Annotated in this window: 28 protein-coding genes and 1 other RNA gene; 18 read left to right on the forward strand and 11 right to left on the reverse strand. The window is 41.6% G+C overall.

Annotation, left to right across the window (positions count from 1 at the left end):
* Positions 1 to 85 precede the first annotated feature (85 nt).
* The 7 genes from mlaF to murA are packed head-to-tail and all read left to right on the forward strand — an operon-like array spanning position 86 to position 4,745.
* Positions 86 to 901, forward strand: coding sequence for a phospholipid ABC transporter ATP-binding protein MlaF (gene mlaF / locus ACMVDV_RS16185; RefSeq protein WP_416159107.1), 816 nt, complete (start codon positions 86 to 88; stop codon positions 899 to 901).
* Entirely contained in the window at positions 901 to 1,680 is a 780-nt protein-coding gene (gene mlaE, locus ACMVDV_RS16190; protein ID WP_416158804.1) for a lipid asymmetry maintenance ABC transporter permease subunit MlaE, read from the forward strand. The genes mlaF and mlaE overlap by 1 nt, the downstream gene beginning before the upstream one ends.
* Positions 1,681 to 1,694: 14 nt before the next feature.
* On the forward strand, positions 1,695 to 2,243 hold the full coding sequence (mlaD, locus tag ACMVDV_RS16195) for an outer membrane lipid asymmetry maintenance protein MlaD (RefSeq protein ID WP_304181735.1): 549 nt from the start codon (positions 1,695 to 1,697) through the stop codon (positions 2,241 to 2,243).
* A gap of 6 nt (positions 2,244 to 2,249) precedes the next feature.
* A complete protein-coding gene (locus tag ACMVDV_RS16200; RefSeq protein ID WP_304181737.1) occupies positions 2,250 to 2,924 on the forward strand; it encodes an MlaC/ttg2D family ABC transporter substrate-binding protein in 675 nt (224 codons plus the stop codon).
* Positions 2,917 to 3,210, forward strand: coding sequence for an STAS domain-containing protein (locus ACMVDV_RS16205; RefSeq protein ID WP_416158805.1), 294 nt, complete (start codon positions 2,917 to 2,919; stop codon positions 3,208 to 3,210). The genes ACMVDV_RS16200 and ACMVDV_RS16205 overlap by 8 nt, the downstream gene beginning before the upstream one ends.
* Positions 3,211 to 3,215: 5 nt before the next feature.
* Positions 3,216 to 3,473: a BolA family protein gene (locus ACMVDV_RS16210; RefSeq protein ID WP_064667830.1), complete on the forward strand. Its 258-nt coding sequence runs from the start codon at positions 3,216 to 3,218 to the stop codon at positions 3,471 to 3,473.
* A gap of 12 nt (positions 3,474 to 3,485) precedes the next feature.
* Positions 3,486 to 4,745 carry a UDP-N-acetylglucosamine 1-carboxyvinyltransferase gene (gene murA, locus ACMVDV_RS16215; RefSeq protein WP_416158806.1) on the forward strand — a complete coding sequence of 420 codons (1,260 nt, stop codon included), beginning with the start codon at positions 3,486 to 3,488 and terminating at the stop codon, positions 4,743 to 4,745.
* 39 nt (positions 4,746 to 4,784) lie between these two features.
* Here the strand turns inward: murA and ACMVDV_RS16220 are convergent, their stop codons facing one another.
* The 3 genes from ACMVDV_RS16220 to ACMVDV_RS16230 form a co-directional block, all read right to left on the reverse strand.
* Entirely contained in the window at positions 4,785 to 5,867 is a 1,083-nt protein-coding gene (locus ACMVDV_RS16220; protein ID WP_416158807.1) for a trypsin-like peptidase domain-containing protein, read from the reverse strand.
* Between the two features lie 100 nt (positions 5,868 to 5,967).
* Entirely contained in the window at positions 5,968 to 7,320 is a 1,353-nt protein-coding gene (locus ACMVDV_RS16225) for a Do family serine endopeptidase (RefSeq protein WP_416158808.1), read from the reverse strand.
* Positions 7,321 to 7,498: 178 nt separating this feature from the next.
* Positions 7,499 to 7,942, reverse strand: coding sequence for a YhcB family protein (locus ACMVDV_RS16230; protein ID WP_192542404.1), 444 nt, complete (start codon positions 7,940 to 7,942; stop codon positions 7,499 to 7,501).
* Between the two features lie 153 nt (positions 7,943 to 8,095).
* Between ACMVDV_RS16230 and zapE the strand changes: the two genes are divergently transcribed.
* The 3 genes from zapE to rpsI all read left to right on the forward strand — a co-directional run bounded on the left by zapE (position 8,096) and on the right by rpsI (position 10,404).
* Entirely contained in the window at positions 8,096 to 9,184 is a 1,089-nt protein-coding gene (gene zapE, locus ACMVDV_RS16235; RefSeq protein WP_304184376.1) for a cell division protein ZapE, read from the forward strand.
* Between the two features lie 390 nt (positions 9,185 to 9,574).
* Positions 9,575 to 10,003, forward strand: coding sequence for a 50S ribosomal protein L13 (gene rplM, locus ACMVDV_RS16240; RefSeq protein ID WP_002957960.1), 429 nt, complete (start codon positions 9,575 to 9,577; stop codon positions 10,001 to 10,003).
* An 11-nt stretch (positions 10,004 to 10,014) separates the two neighbouring features.
* Positions 10,015 to 10,404, forward strand: a complete 390-nt coding sequence (gene rpsI / locus ACMVDV_RS16245; RefSeq protein ID WP_016710054.1) for a 30S ribosomal protein S9 — start codon at positions 10,015 to 10,017, stop codon at positions 10,402 to 10,404.
* A gap of 59 nt (positions 10,405 to 10,463) precedes the next feature.
* Here rpsI and ACMVDV_RS16250 read toward each other — a convergent pair whose 3' ends face one another.
* Complete coding sequence (locus ACMVDV_RS16250; RefSeq protein WP_416159108.1) at positions 10,464 to 10,640, reverse strand: pentapeptide repeat-containing protein; 177 nt, start codon at positions 10,638 to 10,640, stop codon at positions 10,464 to 10,466.
* 609 nt (positions 10,641 to 11,249) lie between these two features.
* Between ACMVDV_RS16250 and petA the strand changes: the two genes are divergently transcribed.
* The 5 genes from petA to ACMVDV_RS16275 all read left to right on the forward strand — a co-directional run bounded on the left by petA (position 11,250) and on the right by ACMVDV_RS16275 (position 14,991).
* Positions 11,250 to 11,840, forward strand: coding sequence for a ubiquinol-cytochrome c reductase iron-sulfur subunit (gene petA / locus ACMVDV_RS16255; RefSeq protein ID WP_416158809.1), 591 nt, complete (start codon positions 11,250 to 11,252; stop codon positions 11,838 to 11,840).
* Complete coding sequence (locus ACMVDV_RS16260) at positions 11,840 to 13,105, forward strand: cytochrome b (protein WP_416158810.1); 1,266 nt, start codon at positions 11,840 to 11,842, stop codon at positions 13,103 to 13,105. Before petA ends, ACMVDV_RS16260 begins: the two co-directional genes overlap by 1 nt.
* Positions 13,102 to 13,845, forward strand: coding sequence for a cytochrome c1 (locus ACMVDV_RS16265; protein ID WP_304178670.1), 744 nt, complete (start codon positions 13,102 to 13,104; stop codon positions 13,843 to 13,845). Before ACMVDV_RS16260 ends, ACMVDV_RS16265 begins: the two co-directional genes overlap by 4 nt.
* A 79-nt stretch (positions 13,846 to 13,924) precedes the next feature.
* Positions 13,925 to 14,551, forward strand: coding sequence for a stringent starvation protein SspA (gene sspA / locus ACMVDV_RS16270; protein ID WP_064667929.1), 627 nt, complete (start codon positions 13,925 to 13,927; stop codon positions 14,549 to 14,551).
* Complete coding sequence (locus tag ACMVDV_RS16275; RefSeq protein WP_064667841.1) at positions 14,551 to 14,991, forward strand: ClpXP protease specificity-enhancing factor; 441 nt, start codon at positions 14,551 to 14,553, stop codon at positions 14,989 to 14,991. The genes sspA and ACMVDV_RS16275 overlap by 1 nt, the downstream gene beginning before the upstream one ends.
* Before the next feature lie 402 nt (positions 14,992 to 15,393).
* Here ACMVDV_RS16275 and dolP read toward each other — a convergent pair whose 3' ends face one another.
* From dolP to ACMVDV_RS16295, 4 genes are read right to left on the reverse strand one after another with little or no spacing between them, the layout of a single operon-like run.
* On the reverse strand, positions 15,394 to 15,960 hold the full coding sequence (gene dolP / locus ACMVDV_RS16280) for a division/outer membrane stress-associated lipid-binding lipoprotein (protein WP_416158811.1): 567 nt from the start codon (positions 15,958 to 15,960) through the stop codon (positions 15,394 to 15,396).
* Positions 15,960 to 16,547, reverse strand: a complete 588-nt coding sequence (locus tag ACMVDV_RS16285; protein ID WP_304178678.1) for an SIS domain-containing protein — start codon at positions 16,545 to 16,547, stop codon at positions 15,960 to 15,962. Before ACMVDV_RS16285 ends, dolP begins: the two co-directional genes overlap by 1 nt.
* Position 16,548: 1 nt before the next feature.
* Positions 16,549 to 16,920, reverse strand: coding sequence for a YraN family protein (locus ACMVDV_RS16290; RefSeq protein WP_304178680.1), 372 nt, complete (start codon positions 16,918 to 16,920; stop codon positions 16,549 to 16,551).
* Positions 16,921 to 16,953: 33 nt separating this feature from the next.
* Positions 16,954 to 18,831 (reverse strand): penicillin-binding protein activator, encoded by a 1,878-nt coding sequence (locus tag ACMVDV_RS16295; protein ID WP_416158812.1) that lies wholly within the window; start codon positions 18,829 to 18,831, stop codon positions 16,954 to 16,956.
* Positions 18,832 to 18,892: 61 nt separating this feature from the next.
* Between ACMVDV_RS16295 and rsmI the strand changes: the two genes are divergently transcribed.
* The 3 genes from rsmI to ACMVDV_RS16310 all read left to right on the forward strand — a co-directional run bounded on the left by rsmI (position 18,893) and on the right by ACMVDV_RS16310 (position 21,063).
* Positions 18,893 to 19,750 (forward strand): 16S rRNA (cytidine(1402)-2'-O)-methyltransferase, encoded by an 858-nt coding sequence (gene rsmI / locus ACMVDV_RS16300; RefSeq protein WP_304178684.1) that lies wholly within the window; start codon positions 18,893 to 18,895, stop codon positions 19,748 to 19,750.
* Between the two features lie 43 nt (positions 19,751 to 19,793).
* Positions 19,794 to 20,156: RNase P RNA component class A (gene rnpB / locus ACMVDV_RS16305), an RNA gene on the forward strand.
* Positions 20,157 to 20,700: 544 nt separating this feature from the next.
* Positions 20,701 to 21,063, forward strand: coding sequence for a hypothetical protein (locus ACMVDV_RS16310; protein WP_182719623.1), 363 nt, complete (start codon positions 20,701 to 20,703; stop codon positions 21,061 to 21,063).
* A gap of 133 nt (positions 21,064 to 21,196) precedes the next feature.
* On the opposite strand, the gene ACMVDV_RS16315 is transcribed toward ACMVDV_RS16310, so the two are convergent.
* From ACMVDV_RS16315 to ACMVDV_RS16325, 3 genes are all read right to left on the reverse strand, one after another.
* Entirely contained in the window at positions 21,197 to 22,039 is an 843-nt protein-coding gene (locus ACMVDV_RS16315) for a hypothetical protein (protein ID WP_416158813.1), read from the reverse strand.
* 173 nt (positions 22,040 to 22,212) lie between these two features.
* Positions 22,213 to 22,881 (reverse strand): YoaK family protein, encoded by a 669-nt coding sequence (locus tag ACMVDV_RS16320; protein WP_416158814.1) that lies wholly within the window; start codon positions 22,879 to 22,881, stop codon positions 22,213 to 22,215.
* 106 nt (positions 22,882 to 22,987) lie between these two features.
* The gene (locus ACMVDV_RS16325; protein WP_416158815.1) at positions 22,988 to 26,086 is read right to left on the reverse strand and encodes an EAL domain-containing protein; all 3,099 of its coding nucleotides are present in this window, start codon (positions 26,084 to 26,086) and stop codon (positions 22,988 to 22,990) included.
* Positions 26,087 to 26,115: the final 29 nt, after the last annotated feature.

Consider the following 26,115-nt stretch of genomic DNA (forward strand, 5'->3'; position numbering starts at 1 on the left):
ACATAGAATATTACAAAATTTTACGATTTGTTTTTTCCATCTTGCTGTAAAAACGCTTAAAATAGGAGAACTAGTGAAAATAGTAATGGAGAGCGACTTGTCGCAACCAATAGTAGAAATCAAGGATGTAAGCTTTTCTCGAGGCAATCGCAGCATATATAAAAATATGAGCTTTAGCGTTCCGAAAGGGAAAATCACGGCAATTATGGGACCAAGCGGAATTGGTAAAACCACCATGTTGCGTTTAATTGGTGGTCAGTTAAAACCAGATAGCGGCACTATATTATTCGAAGGTAACAACATTCCAACTATGTCGCGTAAAGAGCTTTATGCAGCGCGTACCAAAATGAGTATGTTATTCCAAAGCGGCGCATTATTTACCGATATGTCAGTGTTTGACAATATCGCTTTTCCGCTGCGTGAACATACTCGTCTCAGTGAAGATTTAATTCGTCTTGTGGTGCTAATGAAATTACAAGCCGTTGGCCTACGTGGTGCTCAGGATTTAATGCCTTCGGAGCTGTCAGGCGGAATGGCGCGTCGTGCTGCATTGGCACGCTCTATTGCACTTGATCCTGAATTAATTATGTATGATGAACCGTTTGCAGGCCAAGACCCGATTTCGATGGGGGTGTTGGTTAAATTGATTAAGTCACTTAATCAAGTATTGGGTTTGTCGTCGCTGATTGTGACCCATGATGTGAGCGAAGTAATGAGCATTGCCGATCACGTTATTATTATCGCCGATCAAGGTGTTATTGGTAGCGGTACAGCGGATGAAATGCGTCATCATGAATCGCCGCTGGTGCAGCAATTCTTAAAAGGATTATCAGATGGTCCAGTGCCATTTCATTTTCCTGCACCACCTTACCAGCAAGAATTACTGGGAGGGCGCCGCTAATGTTAGACTTTTTGCAAATGCTAGGTCATAAAACGTTAGGACGTTTTGCTGCGCTTGGTCGCTCTACTCAGATGCTGGTTGGCGCACTGTGGAATGTTCCTAACTTCAGAAAAGGCACGCCGCTTTTAATACGTCAATTATATATGGTCGGCTCACAGTCACTGTTGATTATCATGGTGTCGGGCTTATTTATTGGTATGGTATTGGCGTTGCAAGGCTACACCGTATTAGTTGGTTATGGCGCTGAAGATAGTTTAGGGCCATTGGTGGCATTGAGTTTATTGCGCGAGTTAGGCCCAGTTGTTACGGCGTTATTATTTGCCGGACGAGCAGGGAGTGCGCTGACTGCTGAAATTGGTTTAATGAAAGCCACTGAGCAGTTATCTAGCCTTGAAATGATGGCGATTGATCCACTTAAACGTATTATTGCACCGCGATTTTGGGCGGGCTTTATCAGCATGCCATTGCTAGCATTGATATTTTCAGCCGTTGCAATCATTGGTGCTCACTTGGTTGGCGTTGATTGGTTGGGCGTAGATACAGGCAGCTTTTGGTCAATCATGCAGTCGCAGGTGTCATTCCAGCAAGATATTTTAAATGGTATGATCAAAAGTTTTGTCTTTGCCATCGTTGTTACATGGATAGCGCTTTATAAAGGTTATGATTGTATACCGACCTCTGAAGGGATCAGTAAAGCAACAACAGAGACGGTAGTGCACTCTTCTTTGGCTGTTTTAGGGTTTGATTTTATTTTGACAGCGGTAATGTTTACCAGCTAATAAAGGTATAAAAAATGAATTCACGGAAATTAGAAATTTTAGTTGGTTTTTTTGTTGCGTTAGGTATCGCGGCATTTGCAATGTTGGCGTTAAAAGTTGCCAACGCAGGGATCAGCGGCAATGGCGAAACGTATTTATTGAAAGCTAAGTTTGAAAACATTGGCTCGTTAAAAGCACGCGCACCAATCAAAGTGGGTGGCGTTGTGGTGGGCCGAGTTGAGGCTATTTCAATTCACCCACAAGAATTTGTGCCTGTTGTTGATATGACCATTGATGCACAATATCAATGTCGTTTTTCAGATACCAGCTCAGTGTCAATTTTGACCTCAGGTATTTTAGGTGAGCAGTATCTAGGTATTAACCCTGTGATCGCCCCAAAATCAGCTGAGCAAGCTTGTTTTGGCGTAGCAGTAACCAGTGATGATAAAGATTTAGGCCTAGATGAGTTATTCGGTGTTGAAAGCAAAGCCTTAAATGATGGCGACTATATCACCGACACTAAATCAGCATTGGTGCTTGAAGAATTAATCGGGCAGTTTTTATTCAATCAAGGCGGCGAGTAACTAATTATGTTTAAACAATTTTTAATGGTAGTGGCGCTTACTTTCAGCGCAATCAGTGTAGCAAGCGATGCGGTCGATTTAACTGACCCATACAAAATGGTCCGCCAAGTTTCAGATAATACTTTTCAGCGTATTACCCGTGATCAGCCTTTAATTGAAAAAGATAAAGAGCATTTACGAGTGATCGTCAAAGAAGAGTTGATGCCGTATATTGATTATAAATATGCTGCACTGCGGGTGTTAGGTAGTCATGTATCAAAAGTACGTGCGATTAAAGATCCTGCCGAGCAAAAACAAGCCGTGGAAGACATTAAGCGCTTTATTGATGTGTTTCAAGAATACTTAATCGCAACCTATGCCGGTGTGTTTACGCAATACACCAACCAACAAGTAGAGTTTGGGCCAAGTAAAGAGTTTGCCGGACAAGATTTAGTGTTAGTAAAAACCAAAATCGTCGAGCCGGGCAAGCCGGAAATTAAAATTGATTTTAAAGTACGCGCAGACCGCAGTGGTGAATGGCGTGCTTATGACATGGTTGCTGAAGGTATTAGTTTATTAGATGCCAAGCAAAGTGAATTCCAAGGCATTTTACGCCAACAAGGCATTGACCATGTAAGTAACCTACTTGAACAGAAAAGTAAGTTACCAGTGCAATTTAGAGGCGAAGGCGGTAATGAGTAAAGTAACGGTTACTCAGCTTGACGAACAGCAATATCGAGTCAGTGGTGAATTGACTCGAAATTCAATTTCTGCTGAACGACTTCTGAATAAAAAACCACAAAGTGACCATAAAACTTGGTATTTTGACCTTTCTGAGGTGTCTAGGGTTGACACAGCGGGCTTAGCTTGGTTAATTCACTCTTTCGCAGAATTAAAGCAGCAAGGTATTCACCTTGAGTTGCAAAATATTCCTGAGCAATTGCAAAAATTAATGCAATTGGGACAGGTTACCAACCTATTTGAGTGAGAGTTATGGAAACAAGCCAGGTCGAAACCTTATTACGCGACGAGCTACAATTAGCTGAAGTACATGTAAAAGCCAACGGTAGCCATTATGAAGTCATCGCTGTTGGTGATTGCTTTGATGGCTTGAGCCGTGTCAAAAAACAACAGCTAGTTTATGGGCCGTTGATGAACACTATTTCTGACGGCACCATCCATGCAGTGTCGATTAAAGCTTTTACGCCGACCGAGTGGAAGCGCGAGCAAAAATTCATTTTACCTCAATAAAAAGGTTTCCTCATGGATCAATTTGTAATTCAGGGTGGAACCGGACTTGCCGGTGAAGTCACAATTTCAGGCGCTAAAAATGCTGCACTGCCGATTTTATTTGCTTCATTATTAGCTGACGGTAAAAGTACCTTTAGCAATGTGCCTCGCCTACGTGATATTGGCACCACAGAAGCGTTGTTAAAAACCCTAGGTGCAGAAATCCAATGGCATGGTGACCAGCTCGTTATTGATGGTGGCAAAGTGGATAAAACACTTGCCCCTTATGAGCTTGTGAAGCAAATGCGGGCATCGGTATTAGCCTTAGGGCCATTAGTTGCGCGTTTTGGTCAAGCGCAAGTATCGCTGCCTGGCGGCTGTGCAATTGGCGCACGGCCTGTTGATATTCACATTCAAGGTTTAGAGCGCATGGGCGCGGTTATAAGCGTTGAAAATGGGTATATCAATGCCAAAGTTGACGGGCGTTTAAAAGGCGCTGAAATATATATGGAAATGGTCAGCGTAGGTGCGACCGAAAATTTATTGATGGCCGCAACCTTGGCTGACGGCAAAACCGTATTAGAAAATGCCGCTCGTGAACCCGAAATTATTGATTTAGCCGTGTGTTTAACCGCGATGGGGGCAAAAATTACTGGTGCCGGTAGCAGTCGTATTGAAATTGAAGGTGTTGAAAAACTACACGGTTGTGAGCACCGCATTTTACCTGATCGTATTGAAACCGGTACTTTCTTAGTCGCAGCCGCGATGGCTGGCGGTGAAGTGCTATGTAAACTTACTGATTTTCACAGCCTTGAGCCAGTCATTGAAAAGCTACGTGCAAGTAATGCCTTGATTGAAGTACATGATGACAGTATTTACCTTGATATGCGTGGCCGTGAGCTTAAAGCTGTTAATATCAAAACTATGCCACACCCAGGTTTCCCTACCGATATGCAAGCCCAGTTTACCGCGTTAAATGTGGTGGCTAATGGCAGTGCGACAATCACAGAAACGATTTTTGAAAATCGCTTTATGCATGTGCCTGAGTTACAGCGTATGGGTGCTAATATTCGTTTAGAAGGCAATACCGCTATCTGTGGTGACACTAAAAGCCTAACTGGTGCACAGGTGATGGCAACAGACTTACGTGCTTCAGCTAGCTTAATTTTAACTGGGATTGTGGCACAAGGTGAGACGGTTGTTGATCGTATTTACCATGTTGACCGTGGTTATCAACGTATTGAAGATAAACTCAGTGCATTGGGTGCAAATATCAAACGTAGAAGTAGTTAATAGCCTAGAACCTAGGTCCTAGCTTCTAGGCCCTAGGTTTTAAAGTTTAGTCTCAAGTTCTGCCACTTTAACCATTACTTTTAATACTTCTCCACTGCGATACAGTTCAAACTCAATTTCATGGCCTGGCTCAGAATTACCTATAATATTTAAGGTTTTTTGTGGGTTAGTGACATTTTCTCCAGCAATTTTTACGACAATATCTTGCTCTTTAATACCTGCCTGCCATGCAGGACCTAATGGATCAAGATTGGTAATGCGCAGACCTGCCACTGGCGTATAGTTATCGCTGACTTCTTTCCCTGTGCTATCAACAGCTGTACCTGTGAAACCTAAATAGCCACGTACAACGCGACCATGACGGATCAGTTTATCCATCACCTCTTTGGCTAACGAAAAAGGCACAGCAAAGAAGATACCTTGAATATCTAAGTTCTCGCGGGTTTTAAATTGTGCAGAAGTGATACCAACAAGATCGCCGTTAGAGTTCACCAGCGCACCTCCAGAGTTGCCCACGTTTATCGCTGCATCCATTTGTAATAGGTTGTTATAGGGGCTGTCGGTAATTTTTTGTTTACCAGTCGCACTGATGATCCCTTGGGTGATTGTTTGCCCTAAGTTGAGTGGGTTACCAATAGCAAGTACGACATCACCCACACGTGGTATAAAGCGCTCACTGATTGGAATAACTGGTAAATGTTCCACATTGATTTTTAATAATGCTAAGTCGGTGATGGTATCAAAACCAATCAACTGTACATCAAAATAACGGCGACCATCGGTGAGCAGCACCATAATTTGATCGGCATTATTGATCACGTGATAGTTGGTTAGAATATAACCATCACTTGACATGATCACGCCGGAGCCAAGTTCTTGCACGGTATTTTGCCGTTTATAACGCGGCTCTTTTGAAATACTCTCAGAAATAATAGTAACCACCGATGGCGCTGCACGTTCTACAGCATCGGCAAAACTCAGGTGGTCAACACTCATTGCGCTGGGTAAGGGCACATTGGGTAATAAGGTTGCACGCATATTTGGGCTAAAAAAAACCACCAAAAATGCAATGCCGAGTCCGGCAAACAGTGGAGGAAGGACAAACTTAAAGAATTTCAGCACAATTTTCTTATTCTTAGTGAGCAATCCTCTAATGATGGCATAAAAAAAATAGCAGCGGCAAGTGCCACTGCTATTATTTATTGATTTAATCGCTTTGTTGTTACTGAATTAATACAAATACCGATTCGCGGCCACGTTGTACCCCAAGTACAATGTTACCTTTGGTATTTTCAATGATCTTATTCATATCATTAATTGTTTCAACGCGCTGACGATTCACTTGCATGATAATGTCACCTTCTTCAAGGCCAACTCGTGCAGCTGGAGAGCGTGGGTCTATAGATGTAAGCTCAACTCCTTTATTACCATTCTTTTGGGTGTTTTCAAGGGTGGCACCTTGGAACGCAGGGTGCAGTTCATCACCTGCGGCAGTTAACCCTGATGCGCCATCAAGGGTAACTTTGACGGTTTTAATTTTACCATCGCGATAAATACCTAGCTTAACCTTTCGGCCTTCACCGAGCGTGGCGATTTTACTGCGCAGCTCATGGAATCCACTGATCTCACTGCCATCTATACTTGTGATCACATCGCCTGCTTTAATACCTGCTTTGCTAGCTGCGGAATCATCCATAACTTGCATAACATACGCCCCTTGCTTGACATCAAGTTTCTGCGCTTTAGCAAGACCTGCATCTAATGGCCGCCCCGAGATACCCAGTGAGCCACGACGCACTTCACCATGTTCAATAATTTGATCAACTAGGTTTTTCATCATGTTTGATGGAATCGCAAAGCCAATCCCCACATTGCCACCTGAGGCACCTAAAATCGCGGTGTTAATGCCAATTAGCTCACCATTTAAGTTAACTAACGCACCGCCTGAGTTGCCTTGGTTTATTGCTGCATCGGTTTGAATAAAGTCTTCATAACCTTCAATGTTTAAACCACTGCGACCCAATGCACTAACAATGCCCGAGGTAACGGTATGACTTAAACCAAATGGGTTACCAATGGCAACGGCAAAATCACCTACGCGCAGTTGATCTGAGTTTGCCAGTTTAACGGCGACTAAATCCTCGGCCTCAATTTGTAGTAACGCGATATCTGACTCTTTATCGCTACCGATTTTAGTTGCTTCGTATTCGCGACCATCTTCCAGAGTTACTAACATTTTTTCGGCATCTTGCACTACGTGGTTATTGGTAACCACGTAGCCTTCTTTGGCGTCAATAATAACGCCTGAGCCTAAACCACTAAATTCACGCTTTTGGCTACGTGGTTGCGGGTTACCAAAAAAGAAATCAAGCGGATCAGCACGACGACGAATTTCCTTTGAACCGGAGACTTGGATACTAACAACGCCCGGGGTTATTTGTTCTAGCATAGGCGCTAACGTTGGTAATTGTTGACCATTAACAGCGATAGGCATTTTTGCCATTGATACCGCAGGGGCTAATAATAAGCTGGTAGATAACATTGCTGCACTGATTAACGATAATTTCATTTTCATAGTCAGGGTTTACTCCACATCACAGGAAAAGCACAAACAAAAAAGGCTGCAACTGCAGCCTTTCTTCATTAATCTTGTTCTAAACCCATTAAAATAGCTGATCTATTTAAAGGGGCTTAGGACGGTATATAAAACATAAGCTGCTCTAATAGAGACTATGGGGTCAAAAAAAAGTTCATCAAGAGACTTTAGAATGTTCTGAAACTTTATCTTCGCCTGCAAATAATCCTGAGGTGCCTGATACATAATCCGCAGGTTGTGCATGGGCTGAGGAGCGGTCACTTTGGCGCTCTTTTAATGAGCGTTGTAATTGCTCGGTTGTTTCTTTTGAGAAGAATGGTTCTGCAGGGTGCTGCTTTTTATCAGTTAACAATAACTTATTGGTTTCATCAACATGGTTTAATAGTTGATCGTAATTGTCTTTCATTTTGCTAACTAATTTACTGGTACTTGCTAAGTGATCCGCCACGTCTTGGCGATATTGCTCTAAGGCATTCTTAGCTTGTTCAGCTTGTTGCTCTAATTCATCTTGTTTAAATTGTTTTTTGGTTACAAATGCGCCAAGGAAAAATGCAGCCACTGCCACAATAACAATAATGCCGATCCAAGTAACTGTGCCCATAAATTCTACCCCTTTGGGAATTAATACGTAAAAAATAAAAATAACGCCTTGATTGCGTATTCAAGAATAAATCCTGTTGTTGTTAATATACCCCGAGTTACGATGCGTGTTAACATATTGCGTAAATTAAACCGTGTTTTATTGTAACTATCTATGACTCCTTGGCAAAAATATCAACAAGATTTACAGCGCGACGACTTTGTGTACGATGCTGCGCAAGAAAACGCAGTGCGTCACCTGCAAAGGTTATTTGATGACTTAACGGCTCAAAAGCCTGCCGCTAAAGGTTGGTTTTCTAGGCTCTTTAATAAAGATAGCACGCCACCTATAAAAGGGTTGTATTTTTGGGGTGGCGTAGGACGCGGTAAAACGTATTTGGTTGATACCTTTTATGAAGCTTTGCCAGGCAAGCGAAAGATGCGCGTGCATTTTCATCGTTTTATGCACCGTGTTCATGATGAATTAAAAAAATTAAATAATACCGCCAACCCATTAGAGGTTGTGGCGGATATTTTTAAAGCTGAAACTGACATTATCTGTTTTGATGAGTTTTTTGTTCAAGACATTACCGATGCCATGTTACTCGGTGGTTTAATGGAAGCCTTATTTGCCCGTGGTATTGTGTTAGTGGCAACCTCTAACATAGTGCCTGATGAGTTATATCGCAATGGCTTACAGCGCGCGCGTTTTTTACCAGCAATAGCCCTTGTCAACGCTAATACTGAAATCGTCAATGTTGATTCCGGCATTGATTACCGGCTGCGTACTTTGGAGCAAGCTGAAATATTTCACAGCCCCTTAGACGCACAAGCCGATAAAAACTTATTTGAGTACTTTGATAAATTATCGCCAGAGCCGGGCGTACTCGATCAAGCTATTGAGATTGAAGGGCGGATGATCAAAACGCGTAAAGTATCAGACTGTATCGTGATGTTTGATTTCCCTGAATTGTGTGAAACCGCTCGTAGCCAAGTGGACTACATGGAAATAAGTCGCTTATATAACACGGTGATTTTATCGAACGTAAAACAACTAGGGCAAAATAATGATGATGCCGCACGCCGCTTTATTGCCTTAGTAGATGAATTTTACGAACGCCACGTGACATTAATTATCTCGGCTGAACAACCGATCACTGAACTCTATACTCAAGGCAACCTTAACTTTGAGTTCAAACGTTGTATCAGCCGCTTGCAGGAAATGCAGTCGCTAGAGTATTTAGCAAGAGAGCATTTAGCGTAACTTGAGCCGTCAGCCGTCAGCCGTCAGCCGTCAGCCGTCAGGTAAAGATAAGATTTCTTGACTCTGAAGTTGATAGGGACAAAGTTTTGATAGCTGATAGCTGATAGCTGATAGCTGATAGCTGATAGCTGATAGCTGATAGCTGATAGCTGATAGCTGATAGCTGATAGAACAAATTTTCTTGTGGAAAAAACAACCGTCGAGTAGCAATGTGATAAAAGTGCTGGTATACTCCCGCGTCTGCCACGTTGCGTTCTATTGCCTTCATCAGATTAGCCTCTTTTGAATGGCGCAAAAGTCTTAAACTCGAAGGGGTTGGAGCAAACATTTAGAGCGGTAATTAATAATAATTACCTGTGGTTTTAATTGAAAAACATTGGATTTTTATAAATGAAAACGTTTGTTGCTAAACCAGAAACAGTAAAACGTGACTGGTACGTAGTTGACGCTGAAGGTAAAACTTTAGGTCGCATCGCTACTGAAATCGCTCATCGCCTACGCGGTAAGCACAAAGCTGAGTACACTCCACACGTAGATACTGGTGATTACATCATCGTTATCAACGCGGAGAAAGTTACTGTAACTGGTAACAAGTTCAAAGATAAAGTGTACTATGCTCACTCTGGTTTCCCAGGTGGTCTTAAGTCTACTACTTTTGATAAACTTCAAGCTGCAAAGCCTGAAATGATCATCGAGAAAGCTGTTAAGGGCATGTTGCCACGTGGTCCTTTAGGCCGCGCAATGTACCGTAAACTTAAAGTTTACGCGGGTACTGAGCACAACCATGCTGCACAACAGCCTCAGGTTCTAGACATTTAAGGAGCACTAACATGGCAAATCAATACTACGGTACAGGTCGTCGTAAAAGTTCAAGTGCTCGCGTATTCTTACGCCCAGGCACTGGTAACATCGTAATCAACAATCGCTCTTTAGAAGAGTATTTTGGTCGCGAAACAGCACGCATGGTTGTTCGTCAAGCTCTTGGGCTTGTAGATATGACTGAAAAGTTTGATCTTTACATCACCGTTGCTGGTGGTGGTACTACTGGTCAAGCTGGTGCAATCCGTCACGGTATTACTCGTGCACTTATGGAGTTTGACGAGTCACTACGTCCACAACTTCGTAAAGCAGGTTTCGTTACTCGTGATGCACGTAAAGTTGAGCGTAAGAAAGTGGGTCTTAAGAAAGCGCGTAAGCGTCCACAGTTCTCAAAACGTTAATATTTACGTTATCAAGAATTTCAAAAACCCAGCTTCTGCTGGGTTTTTTGTTTTTGGAGCTATATAAAGTTAGCGAGGGTAAAGTTAGCGAGGGTAAAGTTAGCGAGAGTAAAGTTAGCGAGGGTAAAGTTAGCGAGGGTAAAGTTAGCGAGGGTAAAGCTAGCGAGGGTAAAGTTAGCGAGAGTAAAGCTAGCGAGAGTGAAGAGACGAAGTACTTGACTACCGCGTTTAAAAATTCATTCTTATAAAACTCGCAAACTCGCAAACTCGCACTTTTTATCAGACATAAGCAAACTCGCGCTTTTTATCAGACATAAGCAAACTCGCGCTTTTTATCAGACATAAGCAAACTCGCACTTTTTATCAGACATAAGCAAACTCGCACTTTTAATAAGTAACCAGCAAACTCGTATCAAATATGCGCCTAATAATTAACCTGCCATAGTCTTTGTTGCGTATAACCTTAAAAAAAGTTCAATAATTATCGTAATAAGTGTAAATCCGTCAGTTAATTGGTGAATTTTTTTGCTACAATTGTCAGGCAAGTAATGTGAGTGAGTTCAACAGCACCATGTGCAGTTTATCTGCTTCCTCTTAGTGAGGTTGATCTTAGTCAGTATATTGTTTTTTAAATACGATATCATAGCAAACGGCTTCATACTCGAGCTGACCCTATTAATAATTTAATTAAATCGGGTTTATTCGAGCATGGAACTGTGAATAACCTTGTTTTAATCAAGGGTTTTAATTATGATCGCGTCTATTTTAAAATTTCTAAAAATTAACCTGCTGTAACTGATGTTCTCAATATAGCAAGTGTTGGGAATCATAGTGGAGATAAGTGGATGAGCAATGCGCCTGTAGACAATGGCCGACGTCGCTTTTTAACCATAGCTACCTCTGTTGTAGGTGGTGTTGGTGCGGCTGGGGCTGCTGTTCCTTTTATTGCGTCTTGGAATCCAAGTGAGCGAGCTAAATCTGCGGGTGCGCCTGTAGAAGTAGATATCAGCAAGCTTGAGCCAGGGCAATTAATACGTGTCGAGTGGCGTGGTAAACCTGTATGGGTTGTATCACGTACCCCAAAAATGCTTGAGCAGATGAAAGCTCATGAAGGTCAACTTCGTGATCCTGCATCTGAAGAGCCTCAACAACCTGAATCAGCTGTAAACGAATACCGTTCAAAACGTCCGGAAATTTTCGTTGCTGTTGGTATTTGTACCCACTTAGGTTGTTCACCTGGCTTCTTTGAAGGCAACTTTAGTGAAAAAGTAGAAGGGACCGACGATGGTTTCTACTGCCCATGTCACGGTTCTAAATTTGATATGGCTGGTCGCGTATTCCAAGCAGTTCCGGCGCCATTAAACTTAGAAGTACCGCCTTACACCTTTATCGATGAAACCACTATTTTAGTGGGCGAAGAAGAAGGGGTTGCCTAATGTTTGGTAAGATTATTGGTTGGATCGACGACCGTATCCCAATGACACGTGTTTGGAACATGCATATTGCACAGTATCCAGCACCAAAAAACTTTAACTTCTGGTACTTTTTTGGCTCTTTAGCCATGTTAGTGCTAGTAAACCAAATCCTAACTGGTATTTGGCTAACGATGAACTTTGTGCCATCAGCAGAAGGTGCATTCGCTTCAGTAGAATACATCATGCGTGATGTTGAATACGGCTGGTTGTTACGTTATTTGCACTCAACCGGTGCATCAGCGTTCTTCATCGTTGTCTATCTGCATATGTTCCGTGGTATGATCTACGGTTCTTACCAAAAACCACGTGAATTACTATGGTTATTTGGTATGTTTATCTTCCTAGCACTGATGGCTGAAGCGTTCATGGGGTACTTATTACCATGGGGTCAAATGTCATTCTGGGGCGCACAGGTAATCATTTCATTATTCGGAGCGATTCCGGTAATTGGTGATGACTTAACACTGTGGATCCGTGGTGACTATGTAATTTCAGGTGCAACGCTTAACCGCTTCTTTGCATTACACGTTATTGCCTTACCATTGGTTATTGTGATCTTAGTATTCTTACACATTGTTGCACTGCACGAAGTGGGTTCAAATAACCCTGATGGTGTTGAAATCAAGCGTAAGAAAGGCTCTGTAGCTGAAGAAGATAAGCCTAAATTTAAATTCCACGAGTATTACACTGACAAAAAAGACATTGTCGATGCGATACCGTTCCACCCTTACTACACAGTGAAAGATATTGTGGGTGTGGTTGGTTTCTTAATCTTATTTTGTTGGGTGGTGTTCTTTATGCCAGCGATGGGTGGGTTCTTTTTAGAAGCGCCAAACTTTGAGCCAGCAAATCCGCTTAAGACTCCTGAGCATATTTTCCCAGTTTGGTACTTTACGCCATTCTATGCAATCTTACGTGCAATCCCTGATAAGTTAATCGGTGTTGCAGCAATGGGAGCATCGATTGTGGTACTTGCGCTATTACCTTGGATTGACCGTGGTACAGTGAAATCGGTTCGTTACCGTTGTGGCTTCCATAAATGGAACATTGCAGGTTTTGTGGTTACTTTCGTGCTACTTGGTTGGGTGGGTGCGACACCACAAACTGATTTGAAGACGATTATCTCGCAAGTCTGTACTGTGACTTACTTTATGTTCTTCGTACTGTTATTTGTTTACAGTAAGAATGAAAAAACTAAGCCATTGCCAGAGAGGTTAACGAAATGATGAAAAAGCTAATTATCGGTTTATTTGCTTTATCAATAAACGTATTGCCGGCAATGGCTGCGGGTCCTTCGGTGCCATTACTGGAAGCGGGCAATGACCTAACTGACCAGCCATCATTGCAACGTGGTGCAAAGTTGTTCATGAACTACTGCCTTGGTTGTCACCAAATGCAGTATCAACGTTATGAGCGTACTTTCCGTGATATCGGTATTCCTACAGAAGTAGGTCTTGAACAGTTAATTTTTGACGGTTCAAAAGTCGGTAGTCACATCACCAATGCGATTGAAAAAGATGATGCTGCAAAATGGTTTGGTGCGGCTGTGCCAGATCTAACAAATGTTGCGCGTGTGCGTGGCAGTGATTGGATTTACACCTATTTAAAATCGTTTTACAAAGATGAATCTCGTCCGTTCGGTGTAAATAATACAATATTTCCATCGGTAGGTATGCCGCATGTTCTGCAAGAGCTGCAAGGTTTACCTATGCCTATTACTGAAGAAGTGGAAGAACATGGTCAAACAGTGACCAAAGTTGTTGGCACTAAAACAGATGGCACCGGTGAATTAAGTGTAGATGAATATGACCAAGCAGTTCGTGATTTAACGAATTTCCTAGAGTACGTAGGTGAACCTACGCGTCTTGAATCGGAAGCGCTGGGTCTTAAGGTAATCGGATTTTTAATCATTCTGTTTATCTTGGCATTTATGCTGAAGAAAGAATACTGGAGAGATGTTCATTAAGTTTGAACATATTTAAAGGTAATTTTGCAATAGGGGCTTAAGCCCCTTTTGCTGTTTTTGTTATTTAATGGAGGTAGGCATGGCCGTAGCTGCCAATAAGCGCCCTGTAATGACCCTTTTTTCTGGTGCTAACTGTATGTATAGCCACCAAGTACGCATTGTACTTGCTGAAAAAGGCGTAAGTGTAGATATTCATCTGGCTGAAAAGGACAACCTGCCAGAAGCACTTCATGAAATTAACCCTTACGGAACAGTGCCAACACTGATCGACCGTGAGCTTGGTTTATATCAGGCAAACATCATCATGGAATACCTTGATGAACGTTTTCCTCATCCTCCACTAATGCCTGTTTATCCGGTAATGCGTGGCCGCAGCCGTTTAATGATGCATCGTATCGATACGGATTGGTACAGCCTAGCTGCTAAAATTTACGCAAATGGTGCAGAATCTGCCCAAGCGCGTAAAGAACTAACAGAAGCTTTACTAGCGGTTTCAGCAATCTTCACTGAAGCGCCATACTTTATGAGCGAAGAATTCAGTTTAGTTGATTGTTACTTAGCACCACTGTTATGGCGTTTACCAGAGCTTGGTATTGAGCTGACAGGTGCAGGTTCTAAAGAGATGAAAGAATATATGATCCGTTTATTTGAGCGTGAATCATTCCAAGCTTCTCTTACTGAAACTGAGCGCGAGATCCGTTTGTAATGACGCCTAATCGTCCTTATTTACTTCGTGCTTTCTTTGATTGGATTGTTGATAATCAGTGTACGCCGCATTTAGTGGTGAACGCTGATTTCCCTGCTGTGCAAATACCAACGCAGTTTGTTCAAGATGGACAAATCGTATTGAATATTAGCCCGTCAGCTGTCACACAATTCTCAATGGATAATCAGCAACTAAGCTTTAGTGCTCGTTTTGGTGGTCAGCCAATGCAAGTATACGTACCAATTGGTGCCGTGCTTGCTATTTATGCCCGCGAAAACGGTGAAGGCACTGTGTTTACCGCAGATGAGTTTTTAGAGGACGAAGACGAGTTTGCAGCTGAGTTAGAAAGTGTTGATATCGCAGATGAATTATTACCTGACGAACCAGCACCAACTAAGCCAGAAAAGAAAAAAGGCTCACACTTACGTGTTATTAAATAATATGTAATTGTTTGATAAAAACCGCTGATCAAGCGGTTTTTTTATGTCTGTATAAAAGCAGACTGAAGGTTAAAGGTTAAAGGTTAAAGGTTAAAGGTTAAAGGTTAAAGGTTAAAGGTTAAAGGCGCTAGGTAAACTAAGGGCTACGGGGTTGGCATGGGTGGTTGGATTTATTGTAGGCGCGGCTTTATGCCGCGCAAATTTATACCATTCATGGCTAAAGCCATTTCCTACGTCGGGGGGGAAGATTGGCTTAAATACTAAGAGCTGCGCGAGGTAAACTCCCGCCTACAGGTATAAAAAAACCTTGCGATATCAACTGCAAGGCTTTTAATTCCTAGAACCTAGAACCTAGAACCTAGAACCTAGAACCTAGAACCTAGAACCTAGAACCTGATACCTTTATAAATACTCAAACACCTTAATAACACGCTCTACGCCAGATACATTACGGGCAACATCTACCGCTGTGTTTGACTCGGCATCTGACACTAAGCCCATTAAAAACACTTCGCCATTCTCAGTGACCACTTTGATATTATTGCTGCTGATATTATCAGTGGTAAGTAATTGCGTTTTTACTTTAGAGGTTAACCAAGAATCATGGGTCTGGGTGCTCATGCTAATGTTAGAGCCAATGCGCAGCTGGTTATGTATTTTTCGTATCGCAGGTAAGCCCTCAATCGTACGCTGAGCTTCGTCTTTCATTTCTTGATTAGCAACTTGGCCTACTAGCAGTACGATACCGTTAACGCTAACAACGCTGATATTTGCATGATCAGCAAGGCGAGGCACATCATTGATTGCCACTCCGGCTTTGATTTCGATATTACTATCATCTATTTGTGAACCAAGCGTACGGCGATCATTCGCCGCAGTAACTGCTCCTGCGGTACCTGCAACCACCGCAGCGGCGCAACCTTGTAATAATAAAACCGTACTGATAACGATAAGAGATTGTTTCAACATTAATTTTCTTCCTGTGGGAATAGGGTTAAGTCGACGAGTTCGCTTAAACAATGCAGATTAACCAAATGAGACTCTATAATGCGACTCGGACGTTTTGATGGCACCCGTATTTCGACATCATTGGCGCCCAATAAACCGACTAACTCACCACCATCATCACCAACTAGCACAATGACTTTCATATCTTTGGTGAGTGCAGCTTCAACTGCGCTAATGATATTTTTTTCATTACCATTGATTGCTAACACTAATAGTAAGTCGCCTTGATGTGCAAATGCACGAACTTGACGAGCGAAAGTTTCTTGGTCGTCACTTTGATTGCTTTGGCCAAGATTGATATGTTCTTGGGAAAGCGCAATCGCAGGCAAACAAGGGCGTTCGGTTTCGTAATAGTTGATCAATACGCCAGCCATATGTTGAGCAAGCATATGGCAGCTTGCAGTGCCGCAACAAATCAATTTATTACCATTGATCAGGCTTTGCGCTATGGTAAATGCAGCTGCTTCTAAGGCGCTAGGGAGTACTTCACCTGCGGCAATTTGCACTTGAATGCTTTCTGTGAAAATTTCTTTAATGGTATCTTGCATATTAAAATACGTTTTTTATCCAATTAAGTTGTTGCGATGCTTCGCCTGTTATTGCGACAAAGTCGATTCTTATTGCTTGATCACTCAGTTTTTTAGTTGCTAAATAATGGTAAATAGAGCGTTTTAAGCGCGCTTGCTTTTGTTTTCCTAAAGCATGGAGCGCTCCGCCTTTAACATGGCTACTGCGAAATTTCACTTCCACAAACACTAACGTGTTGCCATCACGCATTATTACATCTAGCTCCCCGTAAGGGCAGTTATAGTTACGTTCGATTGGGAGCAACCCTTGTGTAACTAAGTATTTTTGCGCTTCTAGCTCGTAATACTGACCTTTCTCTCGGCTATTCTGCCACAGCTGTTTAAACCACGACATGGCTACGTCCTTGTTTTATAAACTTGCTAACAGCTACTCACTGTCTGATAGGCTGGTAGCTGATTGCATAAATAGCGGTAACGGTGCTGTTGTTTCCAACTGCACAGCTTTGATTTGTCTGTCTTTGTACTGCGCCCAATTAAGGTGACGATTAATTTGCCCATCACTGGTAATACTTAATTGACCGGTTAAACCATTAAATCGCTTACCTGGGATCATACTCAATTGTGTAATATTACTTAACATAGCAACCGAGTCATAGGCCATGGCAAATAAACGTTGGCTTATATCGGCTTGCTCAGGCCACAGCGAATTATATTGTTGGCGCAAAGCATGCTCTGTTATTTGCCCGTTTAGCATCCATGGAAGCTCAGTAAAATATAGCCCATCAAGGTCACCTTTATCTGTGCTATCAATTTGTTTACTATGACTTTTTGAGCTGGCGTAAAGAGGAATACGATCCGCAAAGGTACTCACATTTACATCTAAATAAGGTTTAATCAAGCGAGTTTCGATAGCATCGCCGAGAATATAAATAACATCAATATCACGACGAGAGCGGGTTTCACTCTCTACTTCTTGTTTAAATAATGACTTAACGGACGCAATGCGTTCTTTTGATTTATCAACTTCGAGCAGGTTAACAATGGTGGTTGGCATATCTTTTTTATCATTATAAAGCCCAACTTCTGGTGTGGTTTCGCTGTAGCGTTGCCATTGTAGGTTGAAGAAATCAACTAAGCGCTGGCCTGAACTGTTATTCGGCGCCAGCAGCATAGGTTTTTGGTAGCCAACCGTTAAAAAATGCTCAAGTGCTTGCTGTACTTCGTGCTCAGGATTAAGCGCAAAGAAATAATGCTGTGGAGATTGGCGCTCACCATCAAAAGTATTTAAGTGCAAAACTGGGTAATCTTGTAATGCTTTGCTTGCAACTAGCTTATCAATGTTCGCTTTGAGTAACGGCCCAATTATAAAATTTGGTTGAATTTCGAATAATTTTGCAGAAAGCTCAGCAGAGCTAAGCATTTCGTCAATAAAAATGGTTTCACCAATCGATGCGTTATCTAACCCAGCTAATACCCCTGCTTTTAAGGCATCACCTAAACGTTCATTGGCGCCAGATTGCGGCAATAACACCACTAAGCGCTCAATATTGAGCGGTTCAATGGCAATTAACTCAGCAGCTTTTTTTGGTAGAACATCAATTGCAGGATGACCTGGGTATCGACGTTGCCAATTATTAATCGCTTGATCAAGCTCTACAGGGGCACCTAAATATACTTGGTGATACAGCGCTAAGTTTACCCAGCCTTGTTGTACCACGGAGCCACGGTTAAAGCGCTCCAAAGCATACGATGATAATTGTTGTAGGTTTTGCCACAGGTCTTTGTTGAGCTGTGGGATCGTTAAGTTATTTTTACTGGCGGTTTCAGAGGCACGAAAGAAATAGGTCATGGCCTCTTTAGGTAAGTTTTGTGATGCATACACACTGGCGGTTAAATATTGGTGCCAAGCAAAATGTTCAGGCTGCGTTAGCTGGTTATCTAAACTGGCTAAAATCTCAAGTGCGGCGGAATTCTTATTTTGTTGTTTTTGCGCAAAAGCGATATACAACTTATTTTGCACTTGGTCTACGCTTGGGGTTCGCTCTAATTCAGTACATACTTGCTCTAGTAGCGGCCATTGTTGCTCAGTAATTGCCGCATCACGTGCGCTATACAGGAGTTGAATTTTGTCCACACCTTGGCGATTTAAAGCTAGTTGGTACAGTGATTGTGCATCAGTTGCTTGAATTTGTGACGTGCTATTAGCGGAACTGAGATTTTCAGTGGTTTTAGTCGGTTTTTCGGTTGTACTACAGGCCGATAACCCTGACAATATGATAAATAGACTAACAAGTTTAAGTCGCACAATGATTTCCCAATACGTTAACGCGATTTGCTTATATTACTGACTGACGCAGGAGACCTCAATGTTAAATGAGGAGAATTCACAGAAAATCGGCACTCTTTACATTGTAGCCACCCCAATCGGCAATTTTGACGATTTAAGTCAGCGTGCAATCGCGACATTATCGCAAGTTGACTTAATCGCTGCTGAAGACACCCGCCACACAGGTAAGTTGCTCAGTCACTTTGGTATTAAGGCAAAAACCTTTGCTTTGCACGACCATAATGAAAAGCAAAAAGCGCAACAAATTATTGATCAACTTAATCAAGGTTTAAATATAGCACTGGTTTCCGATGCCGGCACACCGCTTATTAGTGATCCAGGTTATGCGGTTGTAAACTTATGCCGAGAGCAAGGCGCCCATGTTACACCTATCCCTGGTGCATGCGCGGCAATTACCGCGGTATGTTGTTCTGGTTTGCCAACTGATCGCTTTCAGTTTATTGGTTTTACCCCAGCAAAAAGCAAAGCTCGGCAAGACTTTTTTATCGAAGCGGTTAATTCCAACATCACCAGTATTATGTACGAAAGTACCCATCGCATTATGGCAAGCCTTGATGACTTGGAGATTGCCCTTGGTAGTGAGCAACAGGTAGTATTTGCCAAAGAGCTAACCAAAACCTTTGAAACATTTTTTAATGGCACAGTGAGTGAACTCAAACAGTTTTTAACCGACGACCCAACCAAGCAGCGCGGTGAAATTGTACTAATGTTGCCAGGTGATCCAAAGCAGGTTGATGATATTCCCCCAGAAGCACGTAAAATGTTGGCGCTACTTGAGAATGAAATGCCAATGAAAAAAGCCTGTGGCATTGTAGCCGAGTACTTTGGTATGAAGAAAAATGCCCTTTATAAAACAATTATTGACGAAAAAGGCTAAATCTTTACTGCACATACAATCCAGCTCAGGTATACTGCGCGCCGAGTCAGCCAAGATGATCGCTGCCTGCAACGAAAATGCGCAGGGGGAGGAAAGTCCGGGCTCCATAGGGCAGGGTGCCAGCTAACGGCTGGGGGGCGTGAGCCTACGACAAGTGCAGCAGAGAGGAGACCGCCAACTTCGGTTGGTAAGGGTGAAAGGGTGCGGTAAGAGCGCACCGGGCCACTGGTAACAGTTGGTTGCAAGGTAAACTCCACCCGGAGCAAGACCAAATAGGGTTCCTTAAGGTGTGGCCCACATCGGAACCGGGTAGGTTGCTTGAGCCATAGAGCGATTTATGGCCTAGACGAATGATTATCACTTTCTTCGGAAAGGACAGAACCCGGCTTATACGGCTGACTCACTCATTCAACAAAAAAGCCCGCAGTTAACGCTGCGGGCTTTTTTGTGTCTGTTTTTGGGCTACGGGCGTCGAGTTTCGAGCAGCGTGTTGAGATATAGAAATCAGGAATCAGATGTCAGAAATTAGATATCAGAAATTAGATATCAGAAATTAGATCTGCCCTTGATAAAGCTAAACATAACATCTGCTGAGAGTATTACTAATTGGTTCGGTCGTTTGGTTGTAGAGCTTGAAATACCGAGTGTGAATGAGTTAGATGAACTGCGTAGCTATCTACAGCTTTAGACATACATTTATTAGTAGCATACGCAATAATCATGCGTTTGCTCTTTCCCTAATTCAGAAAATAGTAGGCCATGAATTATCAAAAGGTGGGATAACTGATAAATACACATTGTAGCGCTAGTTTGGAAGGTTAAAAGAGGTGGTTAATGCTTTTAGGTTTTAATTATGTCTAGTTTTAAGTTAAAAATAATTTAGGGTTTTATTCTATACTGATAGTTGTAACTATTTTATTTAGATTTTAAGTAAAACAGAGGGTGAGTAAATGTATAAAATAGAACTTCAAAATTTTCACATCAAAGAAAATAAAGGATGGGACGCAATTGAATCATTGGCAGAGTTAACTAAACTCGGTTACCCGTCTAATCGTTTGGGGAAGTATGTTCGTGGTTCTAACGAAATTCAAGTTACGATAGGTTCAACAAAAGTAGGCCAATCATTGGGTTTAAACGAAAAAATTGAAAAACTGATATTGAGTGAATTCCCCTTTACAGATCTATCATCAACTAAAACTACAAATGGATCTATAGATAAACCTGAGTATCCGACATTTTTGTTAGAGCACAAACCCCATAAGTTGAATGCTTTTATGATAAAGCTAGAAAAGCTATTAATTGATGCAATTTAAGTAATGAGTTTATTTTTTAGTACGAAAGATGCTTAGCTCAAACCTTCACTGAAAGTCACAATGAATATGCAGCTATCAGAACAAGCCTGAGCTAGTACAACTAACTAATTAGTAGTGGCCAATCGCTTTGAGGCTATTTCACTGTTACTCTTCTAAAAGACATATATTTCGTGAAACCCGTGCTTATAATGGCTTTCCCTTGAGGTGAAAAGCCTACGTGCCCTACAATTATTACATCTGAGCCATCTAACTCGGATACCTCTTTCAACTTAAAGTTAACCAATACCTGTTCTTTAAGCTTGGAATTTAAAGCAATACTGGGCTCTAAAAGGTTATCGCCGTAATTAAGCCATAGAGTACCTTTTTTATCTATATTTAAGTTGTTTATCTTCCCCCAAAAAATATAGTCCTTACCAATGTGCTCTCTAGACACATCTTCTATTCTAACTAAATTACTTCTTAAATCTCCCTCAACAACTACACGTCCCGAGTTAGCGACAATAGTTATTGTTTGATTTTCATCACCATAATCACTATTTCTACATAAGTTAGTTAATAATTGACGTAAAGATTTACTTAAAGGGAAACCATCAGAGTTACCAATAATTTTTCTTTTAGATTTTCCTTTCCAATCAGATTCTTCATCACCATGTTTATTATTGTCATTTGAAACATAAATAGATTGAGAGGTTACTTTATCTAAATCAACACGTATGCCTGAGTTTTGATTTTTTTCATCTTCATCATTGTCAGGATCATCAGAGACAAACTCAACAGTAGAAGCGTTACAACTTTCTTTGTGCTTTGCACCAAAACAAGCCATACGACTTATCTTTTGAGTTTCATAGCCTTTTGTAAACCAAGCTTTTTCGCCACAATCTATACAGTAAATTAAACCTCTATATTTATCTGGATTTTCTTCGTAGTCGATTGTAGAACAAATTGAATCGTCTTCATTAAATTTACAGTGCAGCATTCATCATCCTTGATACCCATCTCTACTTGTTGAAATAGAGAACAATATTTATTGTTGTAGATCAATTTACATTTTAAGGTACTACGAGTAAATAATCAGTTTAGTTGTTTAAGCTACTTCCTATCTAGTAGTGTTGATACATATTAACTTTGGTTGATTTTTTTGCGTATGACTTACGTCTTTTTACTATTGATAGCTTTAAACACTGAGTAGCTAACGGCTAATACTAGGCAGATGGTTGCGGGGATAAAGAGGGCATTAAAGTTATAAAACTGGAATGCATAAGCACCTAACGTGCCACCGAAAATGAATCCTGAGATGATCAGTAAAAATAACAGTGCTTTGCGTTTATCAAAGGGTTCGCCTCTTAATTTAGCGCCGAGCATGAGGCCTAGATCGGTAAAAATACCGGTAACGTGAGTGGTGCGAATAACTGCGCCGCTGTAAGTGGTGGCTAATGCGTTTTGTAAGCCGCAGGCTGCGGATGCTAAATAGTGGCCGTTTACAGAGTCGTTTGATAAAAAATACACTGAGCTTGTTAACAGTATGGCTTCAAACAGCAGTAAGCTGCTGTAGTTATGGCCGAGTTTGAGTGCGCCGCTTTGTAAAAAGGCGCCGGAGATCGCCGCACCGGCTAAAAAACTCAGTAGGATAAGCGCTAAGTGGAATGCATCAGTAACAGGTGAAGTAACAAGGTTTGTGCCAAGGAGTGTTGCAGTGCCTGATAGATGTGAAATTGATTGATGTTTAAAACCTAGTAACCCTATCGAATTAACAAGCCCAGCGACAAGCGCAAGTAAAAACGATCCATATTCTACCCAACGAGGCAATTTTGAAATCACGGCTAACAGTTAATTTAATAAAATCTGTTTGGTAACCTATCAGTTCGTTATTTATTAAACAATAGCTAGCTAAGTTTTCAGTGCATAGTTTGTGCTGGATCTGTATTTAGCTCGTTGTTGTGGATTGATTGCTTACCAGTGCTAAAAATTCCTGTTCGGGTAATGGCTTTGCAAACAAATAGCCTTGGCCATAATCACAGCCTATGCCAAGTAATAATTGCTGCTGCTCTGGTGTTTCAATGCCTTCGGCAATCACTTTTAAACCAAACTGATGTGCCATAGTGATAATTGCTTTACACAACGCCAGATCTTGGTTGCCCGCTTGAATGTTATCAACAAAGCATTTATCAATTTTTAAATAATCTGCATCCATTTGTTGCAAGTAGGCAAGCGATGAATAGCCGGTGCCAAAGTCATCTAAAGCGAGTTCCATCCCCGATTTGACCAGCGCTTTCAGGCGTTGTTGAGTGAGTTGCTCAGGTGCGATCATTAATCCTTCGGTGATCTCGGCAACAATCGCGCTCGGTGGTAAGTTGGCGGCTTTTAGCAAGGTTGGCCATTGATCAATACCGCTATCAAGGCAACTAAATTGCACCGGCGAGACATTGATACTGAGTTGAAAATTGGCATCAAGCTGTGTTCGTAGCGTACTGAGCGTTTGTAATGCGCGAGTAAATACAAATTGCCCCAATGGGTTGATATACCTAGACTCTTCGGCTAAAGGTATAAACTCTGCGGGACTAATTACGCCACGTGTAGGGTGCTGCCAGCGGAGCAGGGCTTCTGCTTTATGAATATGCCCAGAATCAAGATCAACGATTGCTTGGTAATAAAGAGCAAATTGTTGCTGTTCAATGCCACTGCGCATGTTTTTAAGTAAATCCATACGTGCTTGTGCTTGCTCACGTAAGTTGTGATTAAAAAACTTAAAACAGTTGCGGCCACTTTGCTTGGCTTTATACATGGCTTGATCGGCGGCTTTTAATAACAGCTCTGAACTATCACCATCGATTGGTGCAATAGCGATGCCGATGCTGGTTGCAATATGCAGTTCTTCACCTTCGAGTATAAATGCTTTTGTCATGGCATTGAGGATATCGTTGGCTACTTTTTTGATGTGTTCTTCAGTGACCAGCTTGGCATGCACAATAACAAATTCGTCGCCACCAATACGGGCGATAAACTCAATATCAACAATTTCTTGTTGCAAACGCACCGAGATCAACTTGAGTAATTCGTCACCATAAAAATGACCTAAGGTATCATTGATGTCTTTAAAATGATCAATATCAAGAAGCATGATCACTAATGGTTCATTAGGGTTTAAGGTGTTGTTGAGGTGCTGATTTAAGCGTTTTTTAAGCTCAATTCGATTAGGTAGATTGGTTAAATGATCAAAGTGAGTTTGATGCCAGATCAGATCTTCGGCTGCTTTTTTAGCGGTAATATCGGTAAAAATCGCGACTCTGCGCTGCGCTTCAGAGTGTTCATTGTATACGGTATCGATAGTAAGCCACTCAGTGAATAACTCGCCATCTTTACGACGGTTAATTATTTCACCTTGCCAACGACCTGTTTCTTGTAATTGCAGCCACATTCCATGATAAAACGCTTTACTGTGCTTGCCTGAAGCTAAGATAGCAGTGGTATTGCCCAGAATTTCATCTTTACTGTATTGGGTGACTTCACAAAAAGCTGGATTAACATCTAAGATAACGCCATTTGGATCGGTAATGGCCATTCCTTCACTGCTATTTGCGTAGACCATTGAGGCCAGATGAGAGGCTTTTTCAGCGTGTTTTCGATGGCTAATATCTTGTAATACAATGGTGTATTCATTGCTATTGAGTTTGGCGCTGATCCGCACTTCAAATATTTGCTCGATTGCAGGCTTCTTTATTGTTAGTTCAAATTGGCTTGTTTTATTTTTACAGGGTAAATGCTTAAGCAACTGTTTACTTTTTTCTTCTCCAAGCAGTTCGCGAAGATGTAATTTTGAGCTAATGGGCTCTGGTAAATATAGCTGTGAAATTTGCCCGCCTAAGTTCAGTACATCACCGTGAACATTGATCCGAATATAGGTATCAGGCAAAGCGTTTAATAAGCTACTTAATTCGTCATGCTGGCGTTTGACATTCGCTTCTGCCGCAAGGCGTGTTTGTGCCATCGCTTTAAAATGTTGATAGAGGGTATTTAGCTCTGGGCTATTTAAAGAAAACTGTTTTGGTAATAATCCTTGGGTAAGATCTTTAATCGTCAGTGTAAGCTGTGCTATGGGCGTTAATACATTGCGCTTTAATTGGTTATGGGCAAACACAGACAGGCCAATAATCATCAGTGTAAATACAGCTAATGTATATAAAAACAATTGGTTGGCAGCTTGTATTGCGCTATTAAATGGTATTACAACATAAACGTTTAGGCTATTTTGGGTTTCATCGGTATACATGGTTTTGCTGTGTAAAACGTGATTAATACCTTGCAATTCAATTGTGCTATTGGGCATAGGTAGCTCGGAGCTAAAATCATAGGCATTAATATTTTCGCCAAGCAGCGATGCATTGTTAGGGTAATTTGCGATAATACGGCCGTTATTGTCGGTTATAACGGCAAGAGCATCTTCGGGTAAATGGAAGCTGGCAAGTATTTGGCTCCACCAATCTAATCTCACAGCGGTTACTACCGCACCATATACTTGTTGCTGCTGATCGATAAGTGGGTATGCGAAATTGAAACTTAGGGTGTTGATACTACGATCTTTTTGAAAATAGCCAATGGCAAAGCTTTTAGTCGCCACAGCATTTTGAAAGTATTCACGATCGGCAATATTAATATTTTCTTTGCGTCCTTTTAATAAACACACCGGGTCGCCTTGCATATTGACGATACCAATATTCGCAATTTCAGGTTGAAGTTTTTGTATTTTAGCTAAGTAATAAGGGCAGCCGGTTTGTAATGGTGCGGCAAAATCTTTTAAGTCAGCAAGTTGAGTGGTAAATGTTTTAATTTTTTTGAGTAGCTCAGTTTGTTGCTCAACAAGCTGTTCGGCAACCGCAAAAGCCTGCTGCCGACTTTCTTGGCGCGCCATTTGTTTGGCATGCCACAAGCTAAATAAGATCACCAAGATGCCAGGTAAGCTCAGCAATATAAATAAACGGTAAAGTCGGTGTTGTAACGATGAGGAAAAAATAGCAATACTCTTCATACTGGGCTTGTGGCATAAAATTGTAGCCA

Source organism: Pseudoalteromonas sp. ASV78 (assembly GCF_047806705.1).
In the GTDB taxonomy this organism is placed as follows: Bacteria; Pseudomonadota; Gammaproteobacteria; order Enterobacterales; family Alteromonadaceae; genus Pseudoalteromonas; species Pseudoalteromonas prydzensis_A.